Source organism: Ornithinimicrobium sp. (genome assembly GCF_030537745.1).
In the GTDB taxonomy this organism is placed as follows: Bacteria; Actinomycetota; Actinomycetes; order Actinomycetales; family Dermatophilaceae; genus Ornithinicoccus.
This window is the reverse complement of the sequence record NZ_JAUNVI010000052.1, coordinates 1-18,425: the sequence shown is the minus strand read 5'-3', so window position 1 is coordinate 18,425 and position 18,425 is coordinate 1. Positions and strand designations below refer to the sequence as shown.

The 18,425-nt window shown below is 67.4% G+C and carries 24 protein-coding genes and 3 tRNA genes; 9 read left to right on the top strand and 18 right to left on the bottom strand.

Annotation, left to right across the window (positions count from 1 at the left end; genetic code table 11):
• From Q4P07_RS10980 to Q4P07_RS10940, 9 genes are all read right to left on the bottom strand, one after another.
• Nucleotides 1-491: DUF4442 domain-containing protein (locus Q4P07_RS10980; protein WP_303374958.1), on the bottom strand; the 491-nt coding region annotated here is incomplete at its 3' end.
• A 4-nt stretch (nucleotides 492-495) separates the two neighbouring features.
• Nucleotides 496-1,341: a heliorhodopsin HeR gene (gene heR, locus Q4P07_RS10975; protein ID WP_303374957.1), complete on the bottom strand. Its 846-nt coding sequence runs from the start codon at nucleotides 1,339-1,341 to the stop codon at nucleotides 496-498.
• 49 nt (nucleotides 1,342-1,390) lie between these two features.
• Nucleotides 1,391-2,362 carry a magnesium transporter CorA family protein gene (locus Q4P07_RS10970; protein WP_303374956.1) on the bottom strand — a complete coding sequence of 324 codons (972 nt, stop codon included), beginning with the start codon at nucleotides 2,360-2,362 and terminating at the stop codon, nucleotides 1,391-1,393.
• Between the two features lie 183 nt (nucleotides 2,363-2,545).
• Complete coding sequence (locus Q4P07_RS10965) at nucleotides 2,546-2,944, bottom strand: VOC family protein (RefSeq protein WP_303374955.1); 399 nt, start codon at nucleotides 2,942-2,944, stop codon at nucleotides 2,546-2,548.
• A gap of 49 nt (nucleotides 2,945-2,993) precedes the next feature.
• The gene (locus tag Q4P07_RS10960; protein ID WP_303374954.1) at nucleotides 2,994-3,518 is read right to left on the bottom strand and encodes a hypothetical protein; all 525 of its coding nucleotides are present in this window, start codon (nucleotides 3,516-3,518) and stop codon (nucleotides 2,994-2,996) included.
• A 159-nt stretch (nucleotides 3,519-3,677) separates the two neighbouring features.
• Nucleotides 3,678-3,754 (bottom strand) — tRNA-Phe (locus Q4P07_RS10955).
• Nucleotides 3,755-3,813: 59 nt separating this feature from the next.
• A tRNA-Asp gene (locus tag Q4P07_RS10950) sits at nucleotides 3,814-3,887 on the bottom strand.
• Between the two features lie 21 nt (nucleotides 3,888-3,908).
• Nucleotides 3,909-3,981: transfer RNA gene (locus Q4P07_RS10945), tRNA-Glu, on the bottom strand.
• A 139-nt stretch (nucleotides 3,982-4,120) separates the two neighbouring features.
• The gene (locus Q4P07_RS10940) at nucleotides 4,121-5,176 is read right to left on the bottom strand and encodes a PHP domain-containing protein (protein WP_303374953.1); all 1,056 of its coding nucleotides are present in this window, start codon (nucleotides 5,174-5,176) and stop codon (nucleotides 4,121-4,123) included.
• A 35-nt stretch (nucleotides 5,177-5,211) separates the two neighbouring features.
• Between Q4P07_RS10940 and Q4P07_RS10935 the strand changes: the two genes are divergently transcribed.
• Together Q4P07_RS10935 and Q4P07_RS10930 are read left to right on the top strand one after the other, a co-directional pair.
• Nucleotides 5,212-5,655 (top strand): GNAT family N-acetyltransferase, encoded by a 444-nt coding sequence (locus Q4P07_RS10935; protein WP_303374952.1) that lies wholly within the window; start codon nucleotides 5,212-5,214, stop codon nucleotides 5,653-5,655.
• Between the two features lie 45 nt (nucleotides 5,656-5,700).
• The gene (locus Q4P07_RS10930; protein ID WP_303374951.1) at nucleotides 5,701-6,675 is read left to right on the top strand and encodes a D-glycerate dehydrogenase; all 975 of its coding nucleotides are present in this window, start codon (nucleotides 5,701-5,703) and stop codon (nucleotides 6,673-6,675) included.
• A 24-nt stretch (nucleotides 6,676-6,699) separates the two neighbouring features.
• On the opposite strand, the gene Q4P07_RS10925 is transcribed toward Q4P07_RS10930, so the two are convergent.
• From Q4P07_RS10925 to Q4P07_RS10915, 3 genes are all read right to left on the bottom strand, one after another.
• On the bottom strand, nucleotides 6,700-8,157 hold the full coding sequence (locus Q4P07_RS10925) for an NAD(P)/FAD-dependent oxidoreductase (protein WP_303374950.1): 1,458 nt from the start codon (nucleotides 8,155-8,157) through the stop codon (nucleotides 6,700-6,702).
• A 75-nt stretch (nucleotides 8,158-8,232) separates the two neighbouring features.
• Nucleotides 8,233-8,607, bottom strand: a complete 375-nt coding sequence (locus Q4P07_RS10920; protein WP_303374949.1) for a hypothetical protein — start codon at nucleotides 8,605-8,607, stop codon at nucleotides 8,233-8,235.
• Between the two features lie 55 nt (nucleotides 8,608-8,662).
• Nucleotides 8,663-9,232 (bottom strand): YceI family protein, encoded by a 570-nt coding sequence (locus Q4P07_RS10915; protein WP_303374948.1) that lies wholly within the window; start codon nucleotides 9,230-9,232, stop codon nucleotides 8,663-8,665.
• Between the two features lie 89 nt (nucleotides 9,233-9,321).
• On the opposite strand from Q4P07_RS10915, the gene Q4P07_RS10910 reads away from it, so the two are divergent.
• Nucleotides 9,322-9,804 carry a MarR family winged helix-turn-helix transcriptional regulator gene (locus Q4P07_RS10910; protein WP_303374947.1) on the top strand — a complete coding sequence of 161 codons (483 nt, stop codon included), beginning with the start codon at nucleotides 9,322-9,324 and terminating at the stop codon, nucleotides 9,802-9,804.
• 100 nt (nucleotides 9,805-9,904) lie between these two features.
• On the opposite strand, the gene Q4P07_RS10905 is transcribed toward Q4P07_RS10910, so the two are convergent.
• Nucleotides 9,905-10,108, bottom strand: coding sequence for a cold-shock protein (locus Q4P07_RS10905; RefSeq protein ID WP_303374946.1), 204 nt, complete (start codon nucleotides 10,106-10,108; stop codon nucleotides 9,905-9,907).
• A 208-nt stretch (nucleotides 10,109-10,316) separates the two neighbouring features.
• Nucleotides 10,317-10,793 (bottom strand): DUF3817 domain-containing protein, encoded by a 477-nt coding sequence (locus Q4P07_RS10900; protein WP_303374945.1) that lies wholly within the window; start codon nucleotides 10,791-10,793, stop codon nucleotides 10,317-10,319.
• A 158-nt stretch (nucleotides 10,794-10,951) separates the two neighbouring features.
• Between Q4P07_RS10900 and Q4P07_RS10895 the strand changes: the two genes are divergently transcribed.
• From Q4P07_RS10895 to Q4P07_RS10880, 4 genes are all read left to right on the top strand, one after another.
• Nucleotides 10,952-11,377 carry a helix-turn-helix transcriptional regulator gene (locus tag Q4P07_RS10895; RefSeq protein ID WP_303374944.1) on the top strand — a complete coding sequence of 142 codons (426 nt, stop codon included), beginning with the start codon at nucleotides 10,952-10,954 and terminating at the stop codon, nucleotides 11,375-11,377.
• A complete protein-coding gene (locus tag Q4P07_RS10890; protein ID WP_303374943.1) occupies nucleotides 11,374-13,365 on the top strand; it encodes a cation-translocating P-type ATPase in 1,992 nt (663 codons plus the stop codon). Before Q4P07_RS10895 ends, Q4P07_RS10890 begins: the two co-directional genes overlap by 4 nt.
• A 174-nt stretch (nucleotides 13,366-13,539) precedes the next feature.
• The gene (locus tag Q4P07_RS10885) at nucleotides 13,540-14,094 is read left to right on the top strand and encodes a DinB family protein (protein ID WP_303374942.1); all 555 of its coding nucleotides are present in this window, start codon (nucleotides 13,540-13,542) and stop codon (nucleotides 14,092-14,094) included.
• A 106-nt stretch (nucleotides 14,095-14,200) separates the two neighbouring features.
• Nucleotides 14,201-14,842, top strand: a complete 642-nt coding sequence (locus Q4P07_RS10880) for a DUF998 domain-containing protein (protein WP_303374941.1) — start codon at nucleotides 14,201-14,203, stop codon at nucleotides 14,840-14,842.
• 133 nt (nucleotides 14,843-14,975) lie between these two features.
• Here the strand turns inward: Q4P07_RS10880 and Q4P07_RS10875 are convergent, their stop codons facing one another.
• Both Q4P07_RS10875 and Q4P07_RS10870 read right to left on the bottom strand, forming a co-directional pair.
• Nucleotides 14,976-15,509, bottom strand: coding sequence for a GNAT family N-acetyltransferase (locus Q4P07_RS10875; protein ID WP_303374940.1), 534 nt, complete (start codon nucleotides 15,507-15,509; stop codon nucleotides 14,976-14,978).
• Complete coding sequence (locus tag Q4P07_RS10870) at nucleotides 15,506-15,790, bottom strand: hypothetical protein (protein WP_303374939.1); 285 nt, start codon at nucleotides 15,788-15,790, stop codon at nucleotides 15,506-15,508. The genes Q4P07_RS10875 and Q4P07_RS10870 overlap by 4 nt, the downstream gene beginning before the upstream one ends.
• Before the next feature lie 510 nt (nucleotides 15,791-16,300).
• On the opposite strand from Q4P07_RS10870, the gene Q4P07_RS10865 reads away from it, so the two are divergent.
• Together Q4P07_RS10865 and Q4P07_RS10860 are read left to right on the top strand one after the other, a co-directional pair.
• Nucleotides 16,301-16,624, top strand: a complete 324-nt coding sequence (locus tag Q4P07_RS10865) for a hypothetical protein (RefSeq protein ID WP_303374938.1) — start codon at nucleotides 16,301-16,303, stop codon at nucleotides 16,622-16,624.
• Complete coding sequence (locus Q4P07_RS10860; RefSeq protein ID WP_303374937.1) at nucleotides 16,608-16,853, top strand: hypothetical protein; 246 nt, start codon at nucleotides 16,608-16,610, stop codon at nucleotides 16,851-16,853. The genes Q4P07_RS10865 and Q4P07_RS10860 overlap by 17 nt, the downstream gene beginning before the upstream one ends.
• 97 nt (nucleotides 16,854-16,950) lie before the next feature.
• On the opposite strand, the gene Q4P07_RS10855 is transcribed toward Q4P07_RS10860, so the two are convergent.
• Both Q4P07_RS10855 and Q4P07_RS10850 read right to left on the bottom strand, forming a co-directional pair.
• Nucleotides 16,951-17,670: a hypothetical protein gene (locus Q4P07_RS10855; RefSeq protein WP_303374936.1), complete on the bottom strand. Its 720-nt coding sequence runs from the start codon at nucleotides 17,668-17,670 to the stop codon at nucleotides 16,951-16,953.
• A gap of 285 nt (nucleotides 17,671-17,955) precedes the next feature.
• Complete coding sequence (locus Q4P07_RS10850) at nucleotides 17,956-18,072, bottom strand: ribbon-helix-helix domain-containing protein (RefSeq protein WP_303374935.1); 117 nt, start codon at nucleotides 18,070-18,072, stop codon at nucleotides 17,956-17,958.
• Nucleotides 18,073-18,425 lie beyond the last annotated feature (353 nt).

Sequence of the window (18,425 nt, the reverse complement as noted above, 5' to 3'; positions counted from 1 at the left end):
TGCTTGCGCACCCGGGCCACAACGGTGCCGTCGGCAGTGACCACGTCCGTCTCGAACCACCGCAGCACCTTGGCGCCGCCCTGGGCAGCGTCCCGGAGCTCGTCGAGCACCTGATCGGTCAGCTCGAAGGAGGCAGTCACCGACGCGCGTCCGGGAGCGACAAACTCGATCTGGGCTGCCTTGTCCCACACGACATACCCGGGTCCGAGGTTGCGCAGGATCATCACCATCCAGAACGGGTCGGTCATCGCGAAGACCGACCCGCCAAACAGGGTCCCGACGTAGTTGCTCGTCAGCGCGGACCGTTTGAGGCGCACGCGCACGGAGCGGAAGTTGGCGCTGATCGTGGTGACGCGGATGCCGGAGAAGAGGAATGGCGGCCAGGCGTTCATGCCAGCCTTGAGAGCCCGCGGGGAGGAAGCCAGCCGTTTCAGGCCCGCGACGTCCTGCGCAGATCCGCCCGCGCGCCGGGCGTCTGAGGGTGTCGCCAACGAGTTAACCAACGAGGACGTTGGCGAAGACCTGCCAAGCCAGCAGGCTCTTGGCCACGAGGCTGAGGACGATATAGGTGCGCTCGCCGGTGAGGTAGTCCTTCCAGCGGCCGACCTGCTTGTACTGCAGCCACTGGTTGATGGCGAAGCTGTTGAAGAACACGAAGAGCGAGACGATGATGCCGTAGACGAACCCGGGAGGGCCGGGGCCGTCCTTGACGGCGACGTTGACGTAAAGATAAATCGCGGCAGCCAGCCACGGGCCGATGCCGGCGACGCAGCCAAACCAGAACGGCGTCCACCAGGCGCGTTCACCACGGACCGGGTGGCCGTCCTTGCCGTGCATCAGGCCGTTGTTGGACATCTCCATCAACCACCCGAAGAGGATCATCGACACGTTGGCCAGGCCAAGCCCGATCAGTGCCGCGATGTCAGAGATCCCCAGCACGAGGCTGATCAGGATGATCATCAGCGTCGAGGAGAGGCTGTACTCCACCCAGCGGAAGCGGTTGCGTCCCTTCGACAGTTCGTCGAGGTAGCGCGGGAAGCCCCACGGTGAGGCGATCAGGAAGTGGAAGAAGGCCGAGAGGAACAAGAAGGAGGCCGTGGCCACGCCGAGCGGCACGTCGAACACCAGGTTCGTGACGCCTTGGTCGAGCGGGGTCCCGGGCGGTCCGTTGAGGGCGAACGTGGACACCGGGAGGGTGAAGTCGTTGCTGAGCGCCACCATGGCGGCGCCGGAGACGAGGTGCAGCACTCCCATGACCGCGTTGAAGATCCGTAGGCGCGTAGCGGTCCGCTCGCCCACCTCCACGGATGGGGTCTGCAGGTCCAGCGGGTAAGCGGTCATGACGTCAGTGTTTCACCTGTTCTGTCGGTATGACGACGACCCGGCAGCGTTAGAGCCAGTCCTTGCGCTTGAACGCGACGAACAAGGCCAAGGAGAGCACCACGATGAGAAGCGTCGAGGCGATAAAGCCTGAGGACGCAGCGAAGCCTGGGTAGGGCAGGTTCTGGCCGTAGAACCCCGTGATGGCAGTGGGCACGGCGATGATGGCCGCCCAGCTCGTGACCTTCTTGGTGATGACGTTGAGTCTGTTGCCCTGGATCGTCAGGTTCGTCTCCACGATCGTCGACACGAGGTCGCGCAGACTGTCGGTCCACTCAGTGGCCCGCAGCACGTGGTCGTAAAGATCCTGGAAATAGGGGGCCATCGGAGGGGGCACGAGGTCGACGTCGCGCCGCATCAGCGTATTGACGACCTCCCGCATGGGCAGCACGACGCGTCGCAGTCGCACCAGGGACTTGCGCAGCTCAAAGCTTCGTCGCTGCACGTCTTTGTCGTGCGGGCGGTCATCGAAGAGCAGGTCCTCGAGGCCTTCGATCTGGTCGTCCAGTGCCTGCACGGCATCGAAGTGTCCATCGACGACAAAGTCGAGCAGGCCATAGAGCAACGCGCTGATGCCGTGGGAGGTGAGCTCGGCATCCTTGTCCAGATGGTCGAAAAGGTCTTCAACGGGGAAGTGGTCATCCTTGCGGACCGTGACTAGGGCGTTGTGGGTGATGAAGGCCGCGATCTCAGCGGTCACCAGCTCCCCGCTGTCGGCCTCCAGCCGGACCGCGTAGGCGCTGAGGAAGTCGTGGTGCTCGTAGCGATCAAACTTTGATCGCTGTCCCCCGGTTGCGGCGCCCTCGACAGCGAGCGAATGCAGCCCGAGCTGCTCGGCCACGGTCTGCAACTCTTGCAAGGTGGGTCGGAAGAGATCCACCCAGATCACCGAGTGGTCGTGGGACAGGTGCTCATCCAACTTCTCCAGCGAGAAGCCCTCGTCCACCAGGACGCCCGACTGGTAGCACCGTGTAGTTGCCACCTTTGCAGTATCGCAGTCGCGTGACCGCTTAGTCCCGCTGACGCGACAGCAGCACGCGCATGCTCACAGCGGGCCGAGCCCTTCCGTCTCTGGGGGCTCGCCAGCGTTGCCTTTGAGTTCCACGAAGAGGACGTGGACGGTGGTCCTGTCGCCAGGAGTGTCGGTGACCGCGAATCGCGGCGGTCAGTCCTCCTCGTAGCCGATCAGCCAGAGAACCCCGAACCGGTCACGCACCTGCCCGTCATGAGCGCCCCATACCCTTTTCTGCAAGTCGTCCACGACCTCGCCATCGGTGGCCAGCCTCGCGAACCACGAGACGAGCACGTCGGGCTCAGCGGCACCGAGCAGCGCGAACATCATCCCTTCCACGTGCAACGCCTTCTCCTGCCCCACCACGTCAGCCGCAAACATCGTCACCGGTCCGCGGAGCATGCCGTGGGCGACCGCGTCAGCCGGCCCGTCCTGTCGGCCGAAGTCGGCGAGAGTATTCACGATCAGTTCGCCCCCGAAAACCTGCTGGTAGAACGTGAGCGCTTCGCGCGCAGTGCCGGGAAAGAACAGGTATGGGGCAAGTGCGGTCATAGGGGGATCCTACGGTCGGTCGGGGGGACAGCCGCTGGTGAAGCAGGTGTCAGTTCTCCCAAACGGAGCACACCAGGCTGCCGTTCACCGTGGCGTCGCCGAGGACGGTCGCATCGAAGGTGGCGGACTTGTCACCGAAGGTGATGCCTGCGGGCTTTTCGGCTTTGTAGGGCGCGCTCTTCTGGTCGAGCTTGACCATCGCGAACTCGCCCGGGGTCGCCTCCACCAACGGTGGCTGGTTATTGGTCTTGCCGATGATGTGGCGGAGCTTGCCCTTCTCACCGGAGCAGTAGACCTGGTCTGGGGTGATGACGGTGTCGGTGCCCCCCACGGTCACCGTGATTTCCGACTCGGTGGGCTCCTCAGCGGCGTTCATGTCGCTGTCGCTGGTCTCCATCGCGGTGTCGTCGCTCGCGTCCGGGGTTGGGGTGTCTGAGGTGGTGGCTTCTGAGGCGGCGTCGGTGGTGGTTGCCGGCATGGCGGGAGTCGAGGGCTCACTTTCGGTCGAGCATCCGGCGATGGCCAGGGCGCTCGCGATAGCGAGGATGGTGAGGGCTGATTTTGTACGATTCACCGCACAAGTATGACGTGCTCAATCAGTGCCACAAAAAGCCGCGCTTCCACAAACTAAGTGAATTCACTCCAGTCGCCCGCAGCGACCGCGCTGTTCACCGGGGGACCACTCCTTGGCTCCTGCGGGCGCACGATCGCTAGAGAGCGGAGAACGGGTGGGTGGTGGCCAGGGGCGGGGTCGAACCGCCGACCTTCCGATTTTCAGTCGGACGCTCGTACCAACTGAGCTACCTGGCCGTGGGTGGTGCGAAACGGCGTGGCGCGACCTTTCGGTCGTTACCACGCCGCCCATGCTGCGACCCCGACGGGACTCGAACCCGCGACCTCCGCCGTGACAGGGCGGCGCGCTAACCAACTGCGCTACGGGGCCTCGTTCAGGACGAGACCTGTGCATCCCCAACGGGATTCGAACCCGTGTTACCGCCGTGAAAGGGCGGGGTCCTAGGCCACTAGACGATGGGGACCTTTCATCCTGCTTGGACCCGCCGCCAGGCGGTCTAACGGATCCGCTGAGGACAATGAGTGAGCATACGGGATAGGTGGCGGGAGGACAAAAACGGGCCGTCAGCCGACGTGAGGACGTGGCGGGAGGGTCTGAGAGTCTCAGGACGCGGCTGCCGGATTGGCCCAGACCAGCAGCTCCTCCAGCGACCAGGTGTTGACAATTCGCTCGACCGGCACCCCCGCCTCCTCGGCACGCGCGCAGCCGTAGGCCAGGAAGTCCAGTTGGCCCGGGGCGTGCGCGTCCGTGTCGATGGCAAAGAGGCAGCCCAGCTCGATCGCCAACGCCAGCAGGTCACTGGGCGGGTCCTGCCGCTCCGGCCGACAGTTGATCTCGACCGCCGTGCTGCTCTCCACGCACGCCTCGAAGACTGCTCGGGCGTCGAAGGTGCTCTGCGGGCGCGTCTTGCCGCCTCGAGCCTTGTCGCCGGCCCGAGGCATCACCATTCGCCCGGTGCAGTGCCCCAGGATGTTGGTCGCCGGGTTGCGCACGGCCGCCAGCATCCGGCGCGTCATCGCGGGGGAGGCCATCGCGAGCTTGCTGTGCACGGAGGCCACGCGGACGTCCAGCTGGCTGAGCAGCTCCGGTTGCTGGTCGAGGGTGCCGTCGTCGAGGATGTCGACCTCAATGCCCTTGAGCAGCCGGAAGCGCTTGCCCAGGTGTGCGTTAACGGCGTCAACGACGCCGAGCTGGCGGGTCAGGCGCGCCGCGGTGAGCCCGTTGGCGATCTTGAGCCGGGGGGAGTGGTCGGTCAGCGCGAGATAGTCGTGACCGAGCTCGATCGCGCTGGCGACCATCTCTTCGATCGGGGAGCCGCCGTCGGACCAGTTGGAGTGCGTATGGAGATCGCCGCGCAGCGTGGCGCGCAGATCCTCCCCGCCGGTGACCAGCGGTCCGCCTGTCTTTTCCTCCAGCTCGGCCAGTTTGTCCGGGACGTGCCCCGCGACCGCCTGCTCGATCACCTCCGAGGTCGAGGCCCCGATCCCGGGCAGGTCACGCAGGGTGCCGGCCTGCACCCGCTGGCGCACCTCATCCTCCCCGAGCGGGAGGATCTCGGCGGCCGCCTCGCGGTAGGCCTCGACGCGGTAGGTGGACTCGCGCTGGCGCTCGAGCAGGAAGGCAATCCGGCGCAGCGCGTCCACGGGCTCGATGCTCATGCACCGACCGTAGGCGCTCGACATACCCTCGTGTCGTGAACCCCACCCTGCGTGCCGCGCACCTGCTCGACATCGAGCCGCGCACGCTCTACTCGCTGCTCCGGCTGCGCATCGACGTCTTCGTCGTCGAGCAGGAGTGTCCCTACCCCGACCTGGACGGCATCGACCTGGAGCCCGGCACCGAGCAGCACTGGCTCGAGGTCGGCGCACCGCCGGAGCCCGTGGCCACCCTGCGCACCTATGTCGATGCCGCCGGGACCGTCCACCTGGGCCGGGTCGCCACCCAGGCTGCGCACCGCGGCCAGGGGTATGCCGCGCTGCTGGTCGAGGAGGCGCTGCGCCGGATCGGGCAGCGACCGGTGCAGATCAGCGCCCAGACCTACCTTGAGGGCTGGTACGCCCGGTTCGGGTTCCGGCGCAACGGGGACGACTACGTGGAGGACGGCATACCCCACCTGCCGATGCGACGCGAGCCGTAGGGTCGGTGGCCAGAGACGCACTGGAATTGGTCGCAAGGAGCGCAGATGGCACGAGTGGTGGTCACCCACCAGATCCCGCAGGCGGCGCTCGCGCTGCTCCGGGCCGCGCACGACGTGGACTCCTGGGAGGGGCAGGACGCGCCGTCCAGGGAGGTGGTGCTGCGCCGGGTCAGCGGTGCCGACGCGGTCGTGACGATGGTGACCGACCGGGTCGACCAGGAATTCCTCGGTGCGGCCGGCAGCCAGCTGCGGGCGGTGTGCAACGTCGCCGTCGGTTACGACAACATCGATGTCGCGGCCTGCCGGGAGCGGGGCGTGGTCGCGACTAACACGCCCGGGGTGCTCACCGAGGCCACCGCCGACACGGCCTTCGCGCTCGTCCTGATGGCCACGCGGCGACTGGGTGAGGCCGAGCGGGTGGTCCGGTCAGGCAAGCCGTGGACGTGGGGAATGTCTGTGCTGCTGGGCATGGGGCTGCAGGGCAGGACGATCGGCATCGTTGGGCCCGGGCAGATCGGCATCGCGACGGCTCGGCGGGCCAAGGCCTTTGGGATGGAGGTGGTCTATGCGGGTCGCTCCCCGATGGCGGCGCAGGCGCAGGCACAGCTGGCCGCCGCCCGGGTCGACCTGCCCGAGCTGCTGGCGACTGCCGACGTGGTCTCACTGCACTGCCCCCTCATCCCGGCTGGCGCCCCGGACTCGACCTATCACCTCATCGACGCGGAGGCGCTCTCTGCCATGCGGGACACGGCCTACCTGATCAACACCGCGCGCGGACCGGTCGTCGATGAGGCGGCCCTGGTGGAAGCGCTGCGGACGGGGCAGATCGCCGGGGCAGGGCTGGACGTCTTCGAGGAGGAGCCGCGCGTCCACCCCGGGCTGCTCGAGCTCGACAACGTGGTGCTGCTGCCGCACGTGGGCTCGGCGACCGTGCAGACACGGGAGGGTATGGCGACGCTCGCCGCCCGCAACGCGCTCGCCGTGCTCGCCGGCGAAGGCGCCCTGACGCTGGTGGGCTGACGTCGTCAAGGCCCTGACGCGGGGTCAGCCGTCCTTGCGGTCGCCGGTGCTCGGGTCGGTCTCCTGGGCCACCTGCTCGACCGCCTCGACGAAGTCTGAGGGCTCCTTCACGGTCGGCTGGCTCAGCGAGGTGCGCAGAAAGTCCTCACCGAGGTATTCCAGCGCGAGGCGTGCTAGCACCTGCTGCTCGGTGACGGTCCGCTCGGAGCGCCCGCTGCCGAAGAAGCTCACGGCCCAGTGGAGCAGCGTCGTGATCTGGGTCTTGAAACCGATGATGTAGAAGAGGTGCACCGCCAGCCAGGCGACCCACGCGGGGTAGCCCGTCAGCTCCAGGTTGCCGCGCTTCATCACCGCCCGGAAGCGCGAGATCGTGGCCATCGACCCCTTGTCGTGATACTCGAACGGCTGCCCGGTCTCCTCCCCGCGGATGCGCCGCAGGATCTGGCCAGCGGCATGCCGACCCGTCTGGATCGCGCCCTGAGCCACCCCCGGCAGGTCCCCCAGCCAGACGAGGTCACCCACGGCATACACCTCGGGGTGCCCCGGCAGGGTCAGGTCCGGGTTGACCTTGATCCGGCCGGACCGGTCCAGCTGCGCACCCGTCTGCTCCGCGAGCGTGCGGGTCAGAGGGTTGGCCGAGACCCCGGCGGCCCACACCTTGGTGCTGGCTTCGATGCGCTCCCTCGTGCCGTCCCGCTCCTCGACGACCAGGCCGTCGGCGTCGACGTCGACGACCTTCGCGCCCAGGCGGACCTCGATCCCCAGCTTGGTGAGGTCGCGGACGGTGCTCTCGGACAGGTCGGGCCCAAAGCTGCTGAGCACCGCATCGGTCGCATCCAACAGGATCACCCGCGCGGAGGAGGGGTCGATGTGGCGAAACTCCTTGGCGAGCGTGCGCTTGGACAGCTCGGCCAGCTGCCCGGCCATCTCCACGCCGGTCGGGCCCGCGCCGATGACGACGAAGGTGAGCAGCTTGGCAAGCACGTCAGTGCGCCCTGCGGCCGAAGCGACCTCGGCCATCTCGAACGCGCCGTAGATCCGGCCGCGCAGCTCGAGCGCGTCATCGATGGTCTTCATGCCGGGCGCGAACTCGGCGAACTCGTCGTTGCCGAACCACGACTGGTCGGCGCCGGCGGCCACGATCAGGCTGTCGTAGTCGTAGACCGTCGACTGGCCGATGCTGCTGGCTGTCACCCGGCGCGCGTCCAGGTCGATCGCGCTCACCTCACCCATGAGGACAGCGGCGTTGCTTTGGCGCGCGAGGACGTCTCGGGTGCTCGGGGCGATGACGCCCTCGGACAGGATGCCGGTAGCGACCTGGTAGAGCAGCGGCTGGAACAGGTGATGGTTGGTGCGCGCGATCATCGTGACGCTCACCTCGGGCTCGTTGAGCGCCTTGGTGGCGAACAGTCCGCCGAAGCCGGACCCGATCACGAGGACGCGGTGCGGGGTGGCAGCGGCGGGGACGGAGGAAGTGCTCATGTATGAAAGTAGCGCGCTGGCGGCTCAGAACGTTCCCTGGACAGCGCGAGACGTGAGTCACGCCCTGGTATGAGGTCAGTCGGGCTGGTCGGGGCCGAGCAGCCACAGCTGGGCCGGCTCACGTCCGGGCACTCCGCCGAGGGTGATCCGCAAGCCGTCGGTGCTGCGCTCCCAGGTGGAGATAGTCAGGGAGTGATGGCCAAAGATCGCCCGGACGACCCGACCGAAGTGGGCTCCCCCCGCGCTGGTGACGAGAAAGACCGTGGAGTCCGCCAGGTGCAGGCGTGCCACGCCCTGCACCGGCCCGGGTGTCAGGCTGCGGATCGGCACGCCTCGACCGATCAGGCTGCGCAGCGCCCGCTCCACGGCGTCCAGCAGTTGCGCGGCTGCTTCGGCCTCGCCACCTTCGTCCCACCAGCCCGCTCCGGGGTCATCCTCGCCCCACGACATACACAGCAGTGTGCCCGGTCCGGGCTTCACTGGGGGAGCGGTGAGGGTCGAGCGCTCAGGCGGCAGCCTTGATGGCCGAGACCTCGAACTCCAGGGTGACCTTCTCCGAGACGAGGACGCCGCCGGTCTCCAGGGCAGCGTTCCAGGTCAGGCCGAAGTCCTTGCGGTTGATGACGGTGGAGCCCTCGAAGCCGACGCGGACGTTGCCGAACGGGTCCTGGGCGGCGCCGGCGAAGTCGAAGTCGATGGTGACCGGGCGGGTGACGTCCTTGATCGTGAGGTCGCCGACGACGCGCAGGGTGTCGGCATCGACCGCGATGACCTCGGTGGAGCGGAAGGTCAGGGTCGGGTAGGTCTCGACGTCGAAGAAGTCAGCCGACGCCAGGTGGGCATCGCGGTCGGCGCTGCGGGTGTCGACGCTGCCAGCCTGGATGACGATCTCGATCTGGGCGTCCTGCAGTCCGGGGCCGGTCGTGGCCGAGCCCTCGACCTCGTTGAAAGCGCCGCGGACCTTGGTCACCATCGCGTGCCGGGTGGTGAAGCCGATCTGGGTGTGGCTCGCGTCGATGACGTAGGTGCCGTCCAGAGCGGTCAGCGTGGTGGGCGCGGTCGTGGTGGTGGTCATCAGGTGGTTCCTTCCACAATGGTGAATGATGCGTCACTTACTTTAAAGATTTTAGAGTGACGTGTCAAGCAAAGTGGTAGCCTGCACTCATGTCCGAGCAGAGCGTGCACTGGTTGACCGAGGCCGAGCAGCAGGTCTGGCGGCGCTGGCTCCGTGTCCAGACCGAGCTGCCCTCGGCGCTGGGCCGGGCGCTCTCCAAGGACAGCCAACTCTCGCTGCAGGACTACGAGACGATTGTCCGCCTGGCCGAGACCGACGGCGAGCGGCTGCGCATCTCGGTGCTCGCCGAGCAGATGCACTGGGAGCGCAGCCGCCTGTCCCACCACCTGCGTCGGATGGAGTCGCGGGGCCTGATCGTCAAGGAGGAGTGCATCACTGACGGGCGTGGGTCCTACGTGCGATTGACCGCCGCTGGTCGGTCCGCGCAGGCCGAGGCCGCGCCGGGACACGTCCGTGCCGTGCGGGAGTATTTCCTCGACGGGATCGACGAGGCCGATCTCGCTGCCCTGGGGCGCGTGCTGAGTGTGGTGCTGGAGCGGACCGCGGAGGGTCCGAGATCCGAGGAGCTTTAACGATCGTCCGCCTACGTCTTGAGCACCGTAGGTGCCGGGACAATGCAAAGGGCCCCGCGCGAATCGCGCGGGGCCCCCGTTGTGCAAGTCTGTCGTTAACTCAGAGGGGGCGAACCTTCTCTGCCTGCGGACCCTTGGGGCCCTGGGCCACGTCGAACTCGACCTTCTGACCCTCCTGGAGCTCACGGTAGCCGGAGCTCTCGATGGCGGAGTAGTGAACGAAGACGTCAGCGCCGCCACCGTCCTGCTCGACGAAGCCGAAGCCCTTCTCGGAGTTGAACCACTTCACGGTGCCTGTAGCCACTGGTGCTGCCTCATTCTTAATCGCTGTCGGGGCCCACGAGTGCGGCGCCTCCGGACCGCCGAGATGTCGTTCGAGTCTGCACTTCCGGTCCCCCGGGGCGCGGAAACTCTTGACACACGTATACGACGGTCAAGATAACGCTAGCACGGGAGCACCGGGGTGGCGGCATCGTGCCACCATGACCTACGCCACAGCGCCGCACTCATCTTCACGCGAACCATTCGGTGGGTGGGCCCAGGGCGAGCAGGACGGAGAAGGTCACTGCAACCCCGACTACCCCGAGGACCGCCGCGAGAACGGGGCGGCGCAGCCCCGCCTCGACGAGTCGTTCGACCGCGCCGTCGGGGGAGGTCCCGGGGGAAAGCAGCCGCCAACGGTCACCGAGCAGGCCGCGACGCTCGGCACTGCGCTCGAACGGGACGGTCGCGTAGGGGATCACCGCCGAAGCCAGCCCCAGGGCGATCGACTGTCGCGGCCACTGCTGGTCCACCCCGATGACGACGGTGATCAAGGCGTAGACGAGGAAGACGAAGCCGTGCACACTCCCGCCCACCCGCACGGGCAGGTCGCCGGCGTCGAGCACGTATTTGCCGACCATGCCGGCCAGCAACAGGGTCCAGGTGACCATCTCGGCAGCCGCCAGGATGCGGAAGAGGCGGCGAGGACAGGAGAGGACGGCAGTCATGGCGCCTTTCGGATGGCGAGGGGGTCGTGCCATCGTGGCACGGCCGGGTCCTCCGACACATACTCCAGACCAGAGGCAGCGCCAGCATTGATCCTCGGCTGGAGCGGATGAAGTGCTCGGCTAGGGGTAGCCTCGGTCAAGGATGCTATCATCGTTGAATGACGATGTCATCGATAGATGCGGCCGGTCCGGAGGTGCCTTCAGGCACTGCGGGGCTCGAGGTCGCGGCGGCACTCTTTCACGGCCTGTCGGATCCTTCCCGGCTGGCTATTCTGCAGCACCTGAGCCTGGGCGGGCACCGCGTGCGTGACCTGACCGAGCACCTGGGGTTGGCGCAGTCGACCGTGAGCGCGCACCTGGCGTGCCTGCGCGACTGCGGCCTCGTCGCGTCGCGGCCGGAGGGTCGGGCCTCGATGTTCTCGCTGAGCAGTGCTCCGCAGCTGCTGGGCGTGCTCGACGCCGCCGAGCGGCTGCTCGCCTCAACGGGGTATGCGGTGGCCCTGTGCCCGAACTACGGCGTCGGGACCGAGGGCAACCTCGCCCCGGGCCAGCTGCGGACGCACGAGAAGGAGGCAGGAGGGTGAGCGGTCCGGAGACCCCGGAGCGGGAGCTCCTCGTGGACGCCTGCGGGTGCGAGGTCACCCCACCCTCTTCCACAGGCAGGGGTGAGGTGCCAGAGCCGGTCACCCGGCTCTGGCAGGTGCGGCAGGTGCAGCTGGGTCTGCTCTCCGGTGCACTGCTGGGCGCGGGATTCCTCGCCGGGCTCGCCGGAGGGCGGACGGTGGAGCTTGTGCTGGCCGCCGCCGCTTTGATGGTGGGTGGGTCGACGTTCGTCCCGGGTGCCCTGCGGCGGCTGGCGCGCGGCAAACTCGGTGTGGGCCTGCTGATGACGATCGGCGCGGTCGGGGCCACCCTGCTCGGGCAGGTGGAAGAGGCCGCCGCGCTGGCGTTCTTGTTCTCCCTCAGCGAGGGGCTAGAGGATTACTCCCTGGCCCGGACCCGGCATGGCCTGCGGGCGCTGCTGGACCTGGTGCCCAAGGAGGCGAGGGTGCTGCGCGGCGGCAGCGAGCTCGTCGTGGACCCCGCGCAGCTGGCGATCGGCGACGTCATGGTGGTCCGCCCGGGTGAGCGGCTGGCGACCGACGGGACCGTGCGCACCGGCCGCAGCGTTGTGGACACCTCGGCGATCACCGGGGAGTCCATGCCGGTGGAGACCGGGCCTGGTCAGGACGTCTTCGCCGGGTCGATCAACGGCACCGGAGCCCTGGAGGTGCAGGTCACCTCCACCGCGCGGGACAACTCCCTGGCCCGCATCGTGCACGTGGTGGAGGTCGAGCAGTCCCGCCGCGGTGCCACCCAGCGGCTGGCCGACCGGATCGCCAGCCCGCTGGTGCCCGGCGTCCTGATCGCGGCAGTTCTGACGGTGCTGCTCGGTGCTCTGCTGGGTGACCGGGAGGTGTGGCTGCACCGGGCCCTAGTCATGGTCGTGGCCGCCTCACCGTGCGCGCTGGCGATCTCGGTGCCCGTCACCGTGGTCGCCTCGATCGGGGCGGCCAGCCGCCGCGGGATCCTGGTCAAGGGTGGCGCCGCGATGGAGGCCCTGGGCAGGGTGCGCACCGTCGCCCTGGACAAGACCGGCACGCTGACCCGCAACCGGCCGGCCGTGATCGACGTCGCCACCGCGCCTGGCCAAGACCGAGACCAGGTGCTGGCGTGGGCGGCCGCGCTGGAGGCCCGCAGCGAGCACCCGCTCGCCGCGGCCATCCTGGCCGCCACCGACCAGGTGCCTGCCGCGCAGGACGTGGAAGCGGTCGTCGGCGCCGGGCTGGTCGGCAACGTCGACGGCGTGCGCATCCGGCTGGGAAAGCCCGACTGGGTCGATCCCGGGACCCTGAAGACGGTCGTGACCGGTATGCAGCAGGCCGGTGCCACCGCGGTCGTGGTCGAGGTCGATGGCCACCCGGTGGGCGCGATCGCGGTGAGGGACGAGCTGCGGACAGAGGCCGCCGAGGTCATTGCCCGCTTCCACGACCACGGCTACACGGTGGCTATGCTCACCGGCGACAACCAGCTCACCGCCCAGGCCCTGGCCGTCCAGGCGGGCATCGAGCAGGTGCACGCAGACCTGCGCCCGGAGGACAAGTCCACGGTGGTCACCGGGCTCCGCGCCCACCGACCCACCGCGATGGTCGGCGACGGCGTCAACGACGCGCCTGCGCTGGCCACCGCCGACGTCGGCATCGCGATGGGCGCCATGGGCACCGACGTCGCGATCGAGACCGCCGACGTCGCACTCATGGGCGATGACCTGCGGCTGCTGCCGTTCGCGTTCGAGCACGCCCGCCGCACCCGGGCCATCATGTTGCAGAACGTCGTGCTGTCCTTGGTCCTGATCGCGGTCCTGATCCCGCTGGCCCTGCTCGGCGTCCTCGGCCTCGCGGCGGTGGTGCTGATCCACGAACTGGCCGAGGTCGTCGTCATCGCCAACGGCGTCCGTGCCGGACGCGCCAAACACGTGCCAGTCCTGGACGGTGGTCACGAACGGGCCCGTCCCCACAGAGCCAAGGTGTAAGGACGGGACCGCTGCACGGTAGGTGACACGGAGTCTGTGCTGATCTGTGGCAGGCCGCGTCCTTTCGGAGCGATGCTGCAGTGAGCACGGTGAAGTGGCCACGTGTGGGGACGGCGACAGGTGGTGACCTGGCACTGGCCATTGACAGGAGGTGTGTCTTGCTAGCGTTGAGCGATGGGCGAGACCACGTTTGATGAGCACGGGCGACCGGAGCCCCCTCAGCAGGGTAGTGAAGGCGCGACTCTCTTGGGGTACGTGGAGTTCATGCGAGCCACGCTGGAGTGGAAGTGTCGAGATGTTGATGATGAAGGGCTGCGAGCGTCGTTGGATCCCACGGCGATGACGTTGGGCGGCCTCCTGAAGCACTTGGCGTGGGTGGAGGACTACTGGTGCACGCACACCCTGGGTGGTCAGTCGATGCCCGAACCGTGGGCCAGTATCGACTGGAGCACGGCAGGGGAAGACTGGGAGTGGACTTCGGCCGCTGAGGACACGGGGGTTGAGCTGCGCGAGCAGTGGGCACGGTCCGTCGACCGGTCGCGGGCAGTCGTTGATGGCTTGCTCGCTGGCGACGAGGAGACGGCTCTGTCGCGCACCCATGGGGCCTGGGATGGCCAGGCTCAGGTGAGCCTGCGGTGGGTGCTGGTCCACCTGGTCGAGGAGTACGCCAGGCACAACGGACACGCCGATCTGCTGCGAGAGGCCGTGGACGGTCACACCGGGGAGTAACCCGACAAGCGACCGACGGCATCGTAGGACGCCCCGCGGAACGAGCCTTCGCTACGTCATGGACCGGCGGGCTGGGCCCGTCTGCAGCACGGTCTACGGTGACCTGATGCAGGCAACCTCAGCACGACGACCCATTGGCGTCACCGGGGATCGGACCGAGCGCTGGGGAGCGCTGGCTCTGCTCGTGCGGCCGGCCTACATCGCGATCGAGCTCGTCGTCGCAGCGGCGACCACCGGCGGCTACAGCGTCGTCTCAGACTCGGTCAGCCGGCTCGGTGAGGTCGGCTGCTCGGCGGCGTACTGCTCGCCGCACCATGAGCTGATGAACGGCTCATTCATGGTCTTCGGAGCGTTGCTGGCCGGCGGTGCGGTGCTGCTCGCACGATCACTGGGGGCGTGCGTCACGGGATTGCTGGTGGTCTCCGGCTTGAGCTCGGTCGCCACGGGACTCGCACCGCTCGACCAGGACGCGACCCTGCATGCGATCGCCGCGGCGCCGTTGTTTGTCGCACAACCGATCGCCCTCATTCTTCTCGGGGCCCGGTGCCGAAATGAACGGCCCGGGCTGGCTTGGGCACTCCTGACGACGGGAGCCGTCACCGCCGCAGCGGCCGCGTTGTTCGTGCTCTCTGGGGACGGCCCCACATCAGGTGCGCTTGAACGGCTGGCCCTGTGGCCGGTGTTCATCGGGGTGGCCGGGTTCGCGTGGACGCGGCTCCCTCGCCGCGGTCAGTCGACACCCCGATGAGCGGGACCCAACGGCCCAGCCATGCGGGGCTTGGGACTGGAAGAACTGAGGAAGCACCTGGGGATCCAGCCATGGCTGGTTGCCGGTGGGAACGGCCCTTGCGATGGCCCACGAGCAGGCCCATCCTTGCCTGCTACTTCGCAGTGATGGAGAACTGTCGGTAGCGGCTGGGCCGGCCGAGGTGAGTGTCGACTTCGCCCCAGCCGTTCCCCGTCATGCCCAGCTTCTGCAGGATGCGAATCGAGGCGTGGTTCGCCTCCAGCGCTTCGGCCCAGATCTCCTTGAGCCCGAGCTCGTGAAACCCATACCTCAGCCCCGCGGAGGCGGCCGCCATGCCGAGCCCTTGGCCCCAGACCTCGCGAGGCCCGACAAGAAAGCCCAGCTCGCGGCGGTCGGGGGCGCTGCCGTGGAGGTCGACGTAGCCCACCAGGTGTCCGTCCCTAGTGGCGGCCAAGCGCAACAGGTCGACAGGTGGATCCGCGATCAATTGGCGCTGGAACGCCCGGTGCTGCTCCATAGGACGGATGCTCCAGCCTGCTGCTCGGCAGAAGTCCTTGTCACGAGACCACGCAGCGATCAGGTCTGCGTCGGCCGCCACCAATCCACGGAGCAGCACCCTCGGGTCACGTCGCGTCATGCCGTCGCGCCGGCGGGATTCTTGGTTCATCGGCGTCTGGGCGTGCCACGCTCCCACCAATCGGTCGAAGGGTCGTCACGGGTGATCAGGGACGCGGTCAGTTCGACCGGGCCGAGGTTGCAGAACTTCCATAACTTCTTGGCCGCGCGCGAGTACTGGAAGAGAACTCGGTCGACCTCGAAGGCGTCCAGTCGGCCCGACCGGAAACCGTCTATCGCCTCACCGACCCGGCCCACAAGTTTGGCCAGCTCGGCCTCGTGGAAGGCAGCGACGGACTCCCGTTCAGCTCGTCGCTCCGCCTTGCTCGACACGCTCTGAGGTTACCTCCGTCGGCCCTTCAGTTCCTCGTGCTTGAGGAAGAGCACTACCCGCTCACCGGTACGAAGCCGGGTCGATCCCCGCTGCCGTCCCGGGGTTGGACAACTGTGACCGCTGCTTCCGAGGATCGGCCGTCAAGCACTTCCACGAATTCGACCCTGGAGACCGCGTAGGGCACCTGTACCCCTTCGCCGTCCAGCACGCACTCATCGTCGCGGAGAACCTGGCCGACCATCACAACCGTCGCCTCTCGGATGAGGCTTTCGAGATCCCGGTACTGGGGACCATCGGAGTCCACGACGAGTTCAGACGTGTCGTCGCACTCGCTGAGGCGTCCACGGTCGACCGTGGTGGTTCCCGCCTCTGGGCCAGTGACAGGGCCACCTCGACCGGCACGGCGTCCACTTCCTGACCGCCTACGTCGCCGGAGTTTGAGCCGGCCCTACCGTCCACCCCCTCGCGACATGTACTACAACGTCTGACAATGACGCTATACTTGTGGAGTGGGCGAAGACATCAACTGGGATTCCGACGCCAGCGCCTACATCCGCTCCCGCGTGCACCGATACCCCGACGGCGTGAGTATCGAACCCGAATGGACTCAGGAGGTCATGGCTGATGTCGACCTCCTGGCCCTTGAACCAGACCCGAAATCACGCATGGGAGCGTCCCGGTTCATCGGGCGCTCCCGATCCGCCGGCCGGGTCATCGTCGTGATTACCTACCGCGACCTCGACGGTGACCTGCACGGAATCAACGCCTGGCCCGCAACCGGAGCCGACCTGAAGGCCTACCAGCAAGGAGACGACCATGGCCAAGACGAATGACCCAGCATTGGGTGAACGACTGCGCCGCGAGTCTGAGCGGACCAAGGACGACGCCTACCCCGCAGGCACCACCGGCCGACGACCGAACCGCCAGAAGGTGTACTCCGTGCGGCTCAGCGCCGAGGAAGAAGCCGAAGTCCAAAGAGTCGCCTCCGCAAAGCACCTGCCCGCCTCAACACTGGTCCGGTCCTGGATCCTGGAACGACTCGACCGCGAACGCTCCGCCTGACCTGCCCCACTTCGCCGCGTTCGACCGCCAGACACACGGGCGTCGATCCGCCAACTACGGGCGACAGGCGAGTCGAGTAGTTTTGCGCGCCAGAGCGTTAGCCACCGGCGGAGGAGGGGTCAAACTCGGCCCCAAGAGGGTCAAGGTGCACCACCTCAGAACGCCCCTGGGTAGGTGGAGGGTCGACACCCACCGCTGCCTCCGTGACAGGGTGGTCTTCGCCATGGTTAAGAAGAGGTTGTTTAGCGGCTCTAATGCCGCCCGGTGGGCGATCTAGGTTCCGGGTAAGGATGTGAAGTAGTGCGACTGGCACGAGGTACACCAGTGTCACGGAGAAGGCGATTGCCAACTCTGCGCTGAGCGGATACTCGTCGTCGTTGACACTGAAGAGAGCCATGATGAGGCCGCTGAATAGAGCCCAGCCCAGGGCCAAGAGGTAGAAGACTCGACTGACCCGGGCCCACGGCCGTCGGACGCGAGTCAAGAAGATCCACGTCGCGTAGAACTCGGGCCCGCGTCGCTGAGGGCGCTGCCGGGCGGTCTTGTCGATCTGATTGGCTACCGACCGATACAGAGCATCAAGGTCCTGTTGAGCTTGTCTCAACGGTTCCGACCTGTCTCCACTCGACACGTCCAAGTTGCCGTACGCGGTGGCCCAGTCGGAAATGAAGGCCACCTGTTTGCGCCCCTGATCGATGATCTCGTCACGACGGTGTTCCCATTGGCGACGTGTCCGCCATTCCTTGATGAGTACGCCCAGCCCAGCGAGAACTGCTGTAAGCAGTGGACCAACGATCGCGACGAAGACTGAACTCACGGGAGACCCCTCGACGGTGAAGGACAGACGCTCGGCTCAGTCAGGACGTCCGCTGATCTTCGAATGGTCCCACCGGACCGTCTTGTGCGCTAGACCAGACTCTTGAGCCCAGCCGACATCGCTCGTGCCCTCCGTTGGCTATCGCCCCTGTTCGCACGTCGGGGCTGTCGACGAGCGGCGCGCCCTACCACCGCGAAAGACGCATCGTATTAGGGTCCGCTCTGCGGCAATTCCTCTCATGGGGCGAGTCGCGAGTTTGTCGGGGGAGTGCTGAGGGGTTGACCTTCACGCGACGTAGGCACGCAGGGCTGCACGGATCACCTCGGGGCGGGTGCTGTGATCGTGCTTGGCGCGCTCGTCCGCGGCGGCGAGCAGGGTGTCGTCGAGACGGACGGGCACCACCCGTGCGGGGCTGTCACGATCGGAATACAGAATGGGTGCTCCTGTCGCCAGGCTTGGCAGGTCCGCCTCGGCGGGAACGCGCGTGTCGCCGAGCGTGCGCGGTCCCGGCCGGTGCGTGGGCGCGCGGGCGCATAATCCGTAGGTCGGTTCTGACCGTGGGTTCTTGACCAGCCAGGATGTCCACCGTCTGGGCGCCAGCTACTCGACGGGCGGGCCCCTCCGGTGGCCGCGTGGTGGCCAAGGACATCACGTCGAGGTGGAGCCTCGACCGGATTTCAGCCGTGTCAGGGCTCTGAGCAGCGCAAACGTGGTGGGCCCCGTGGGATTCGAACCCACAACCTACGGATTAAAAG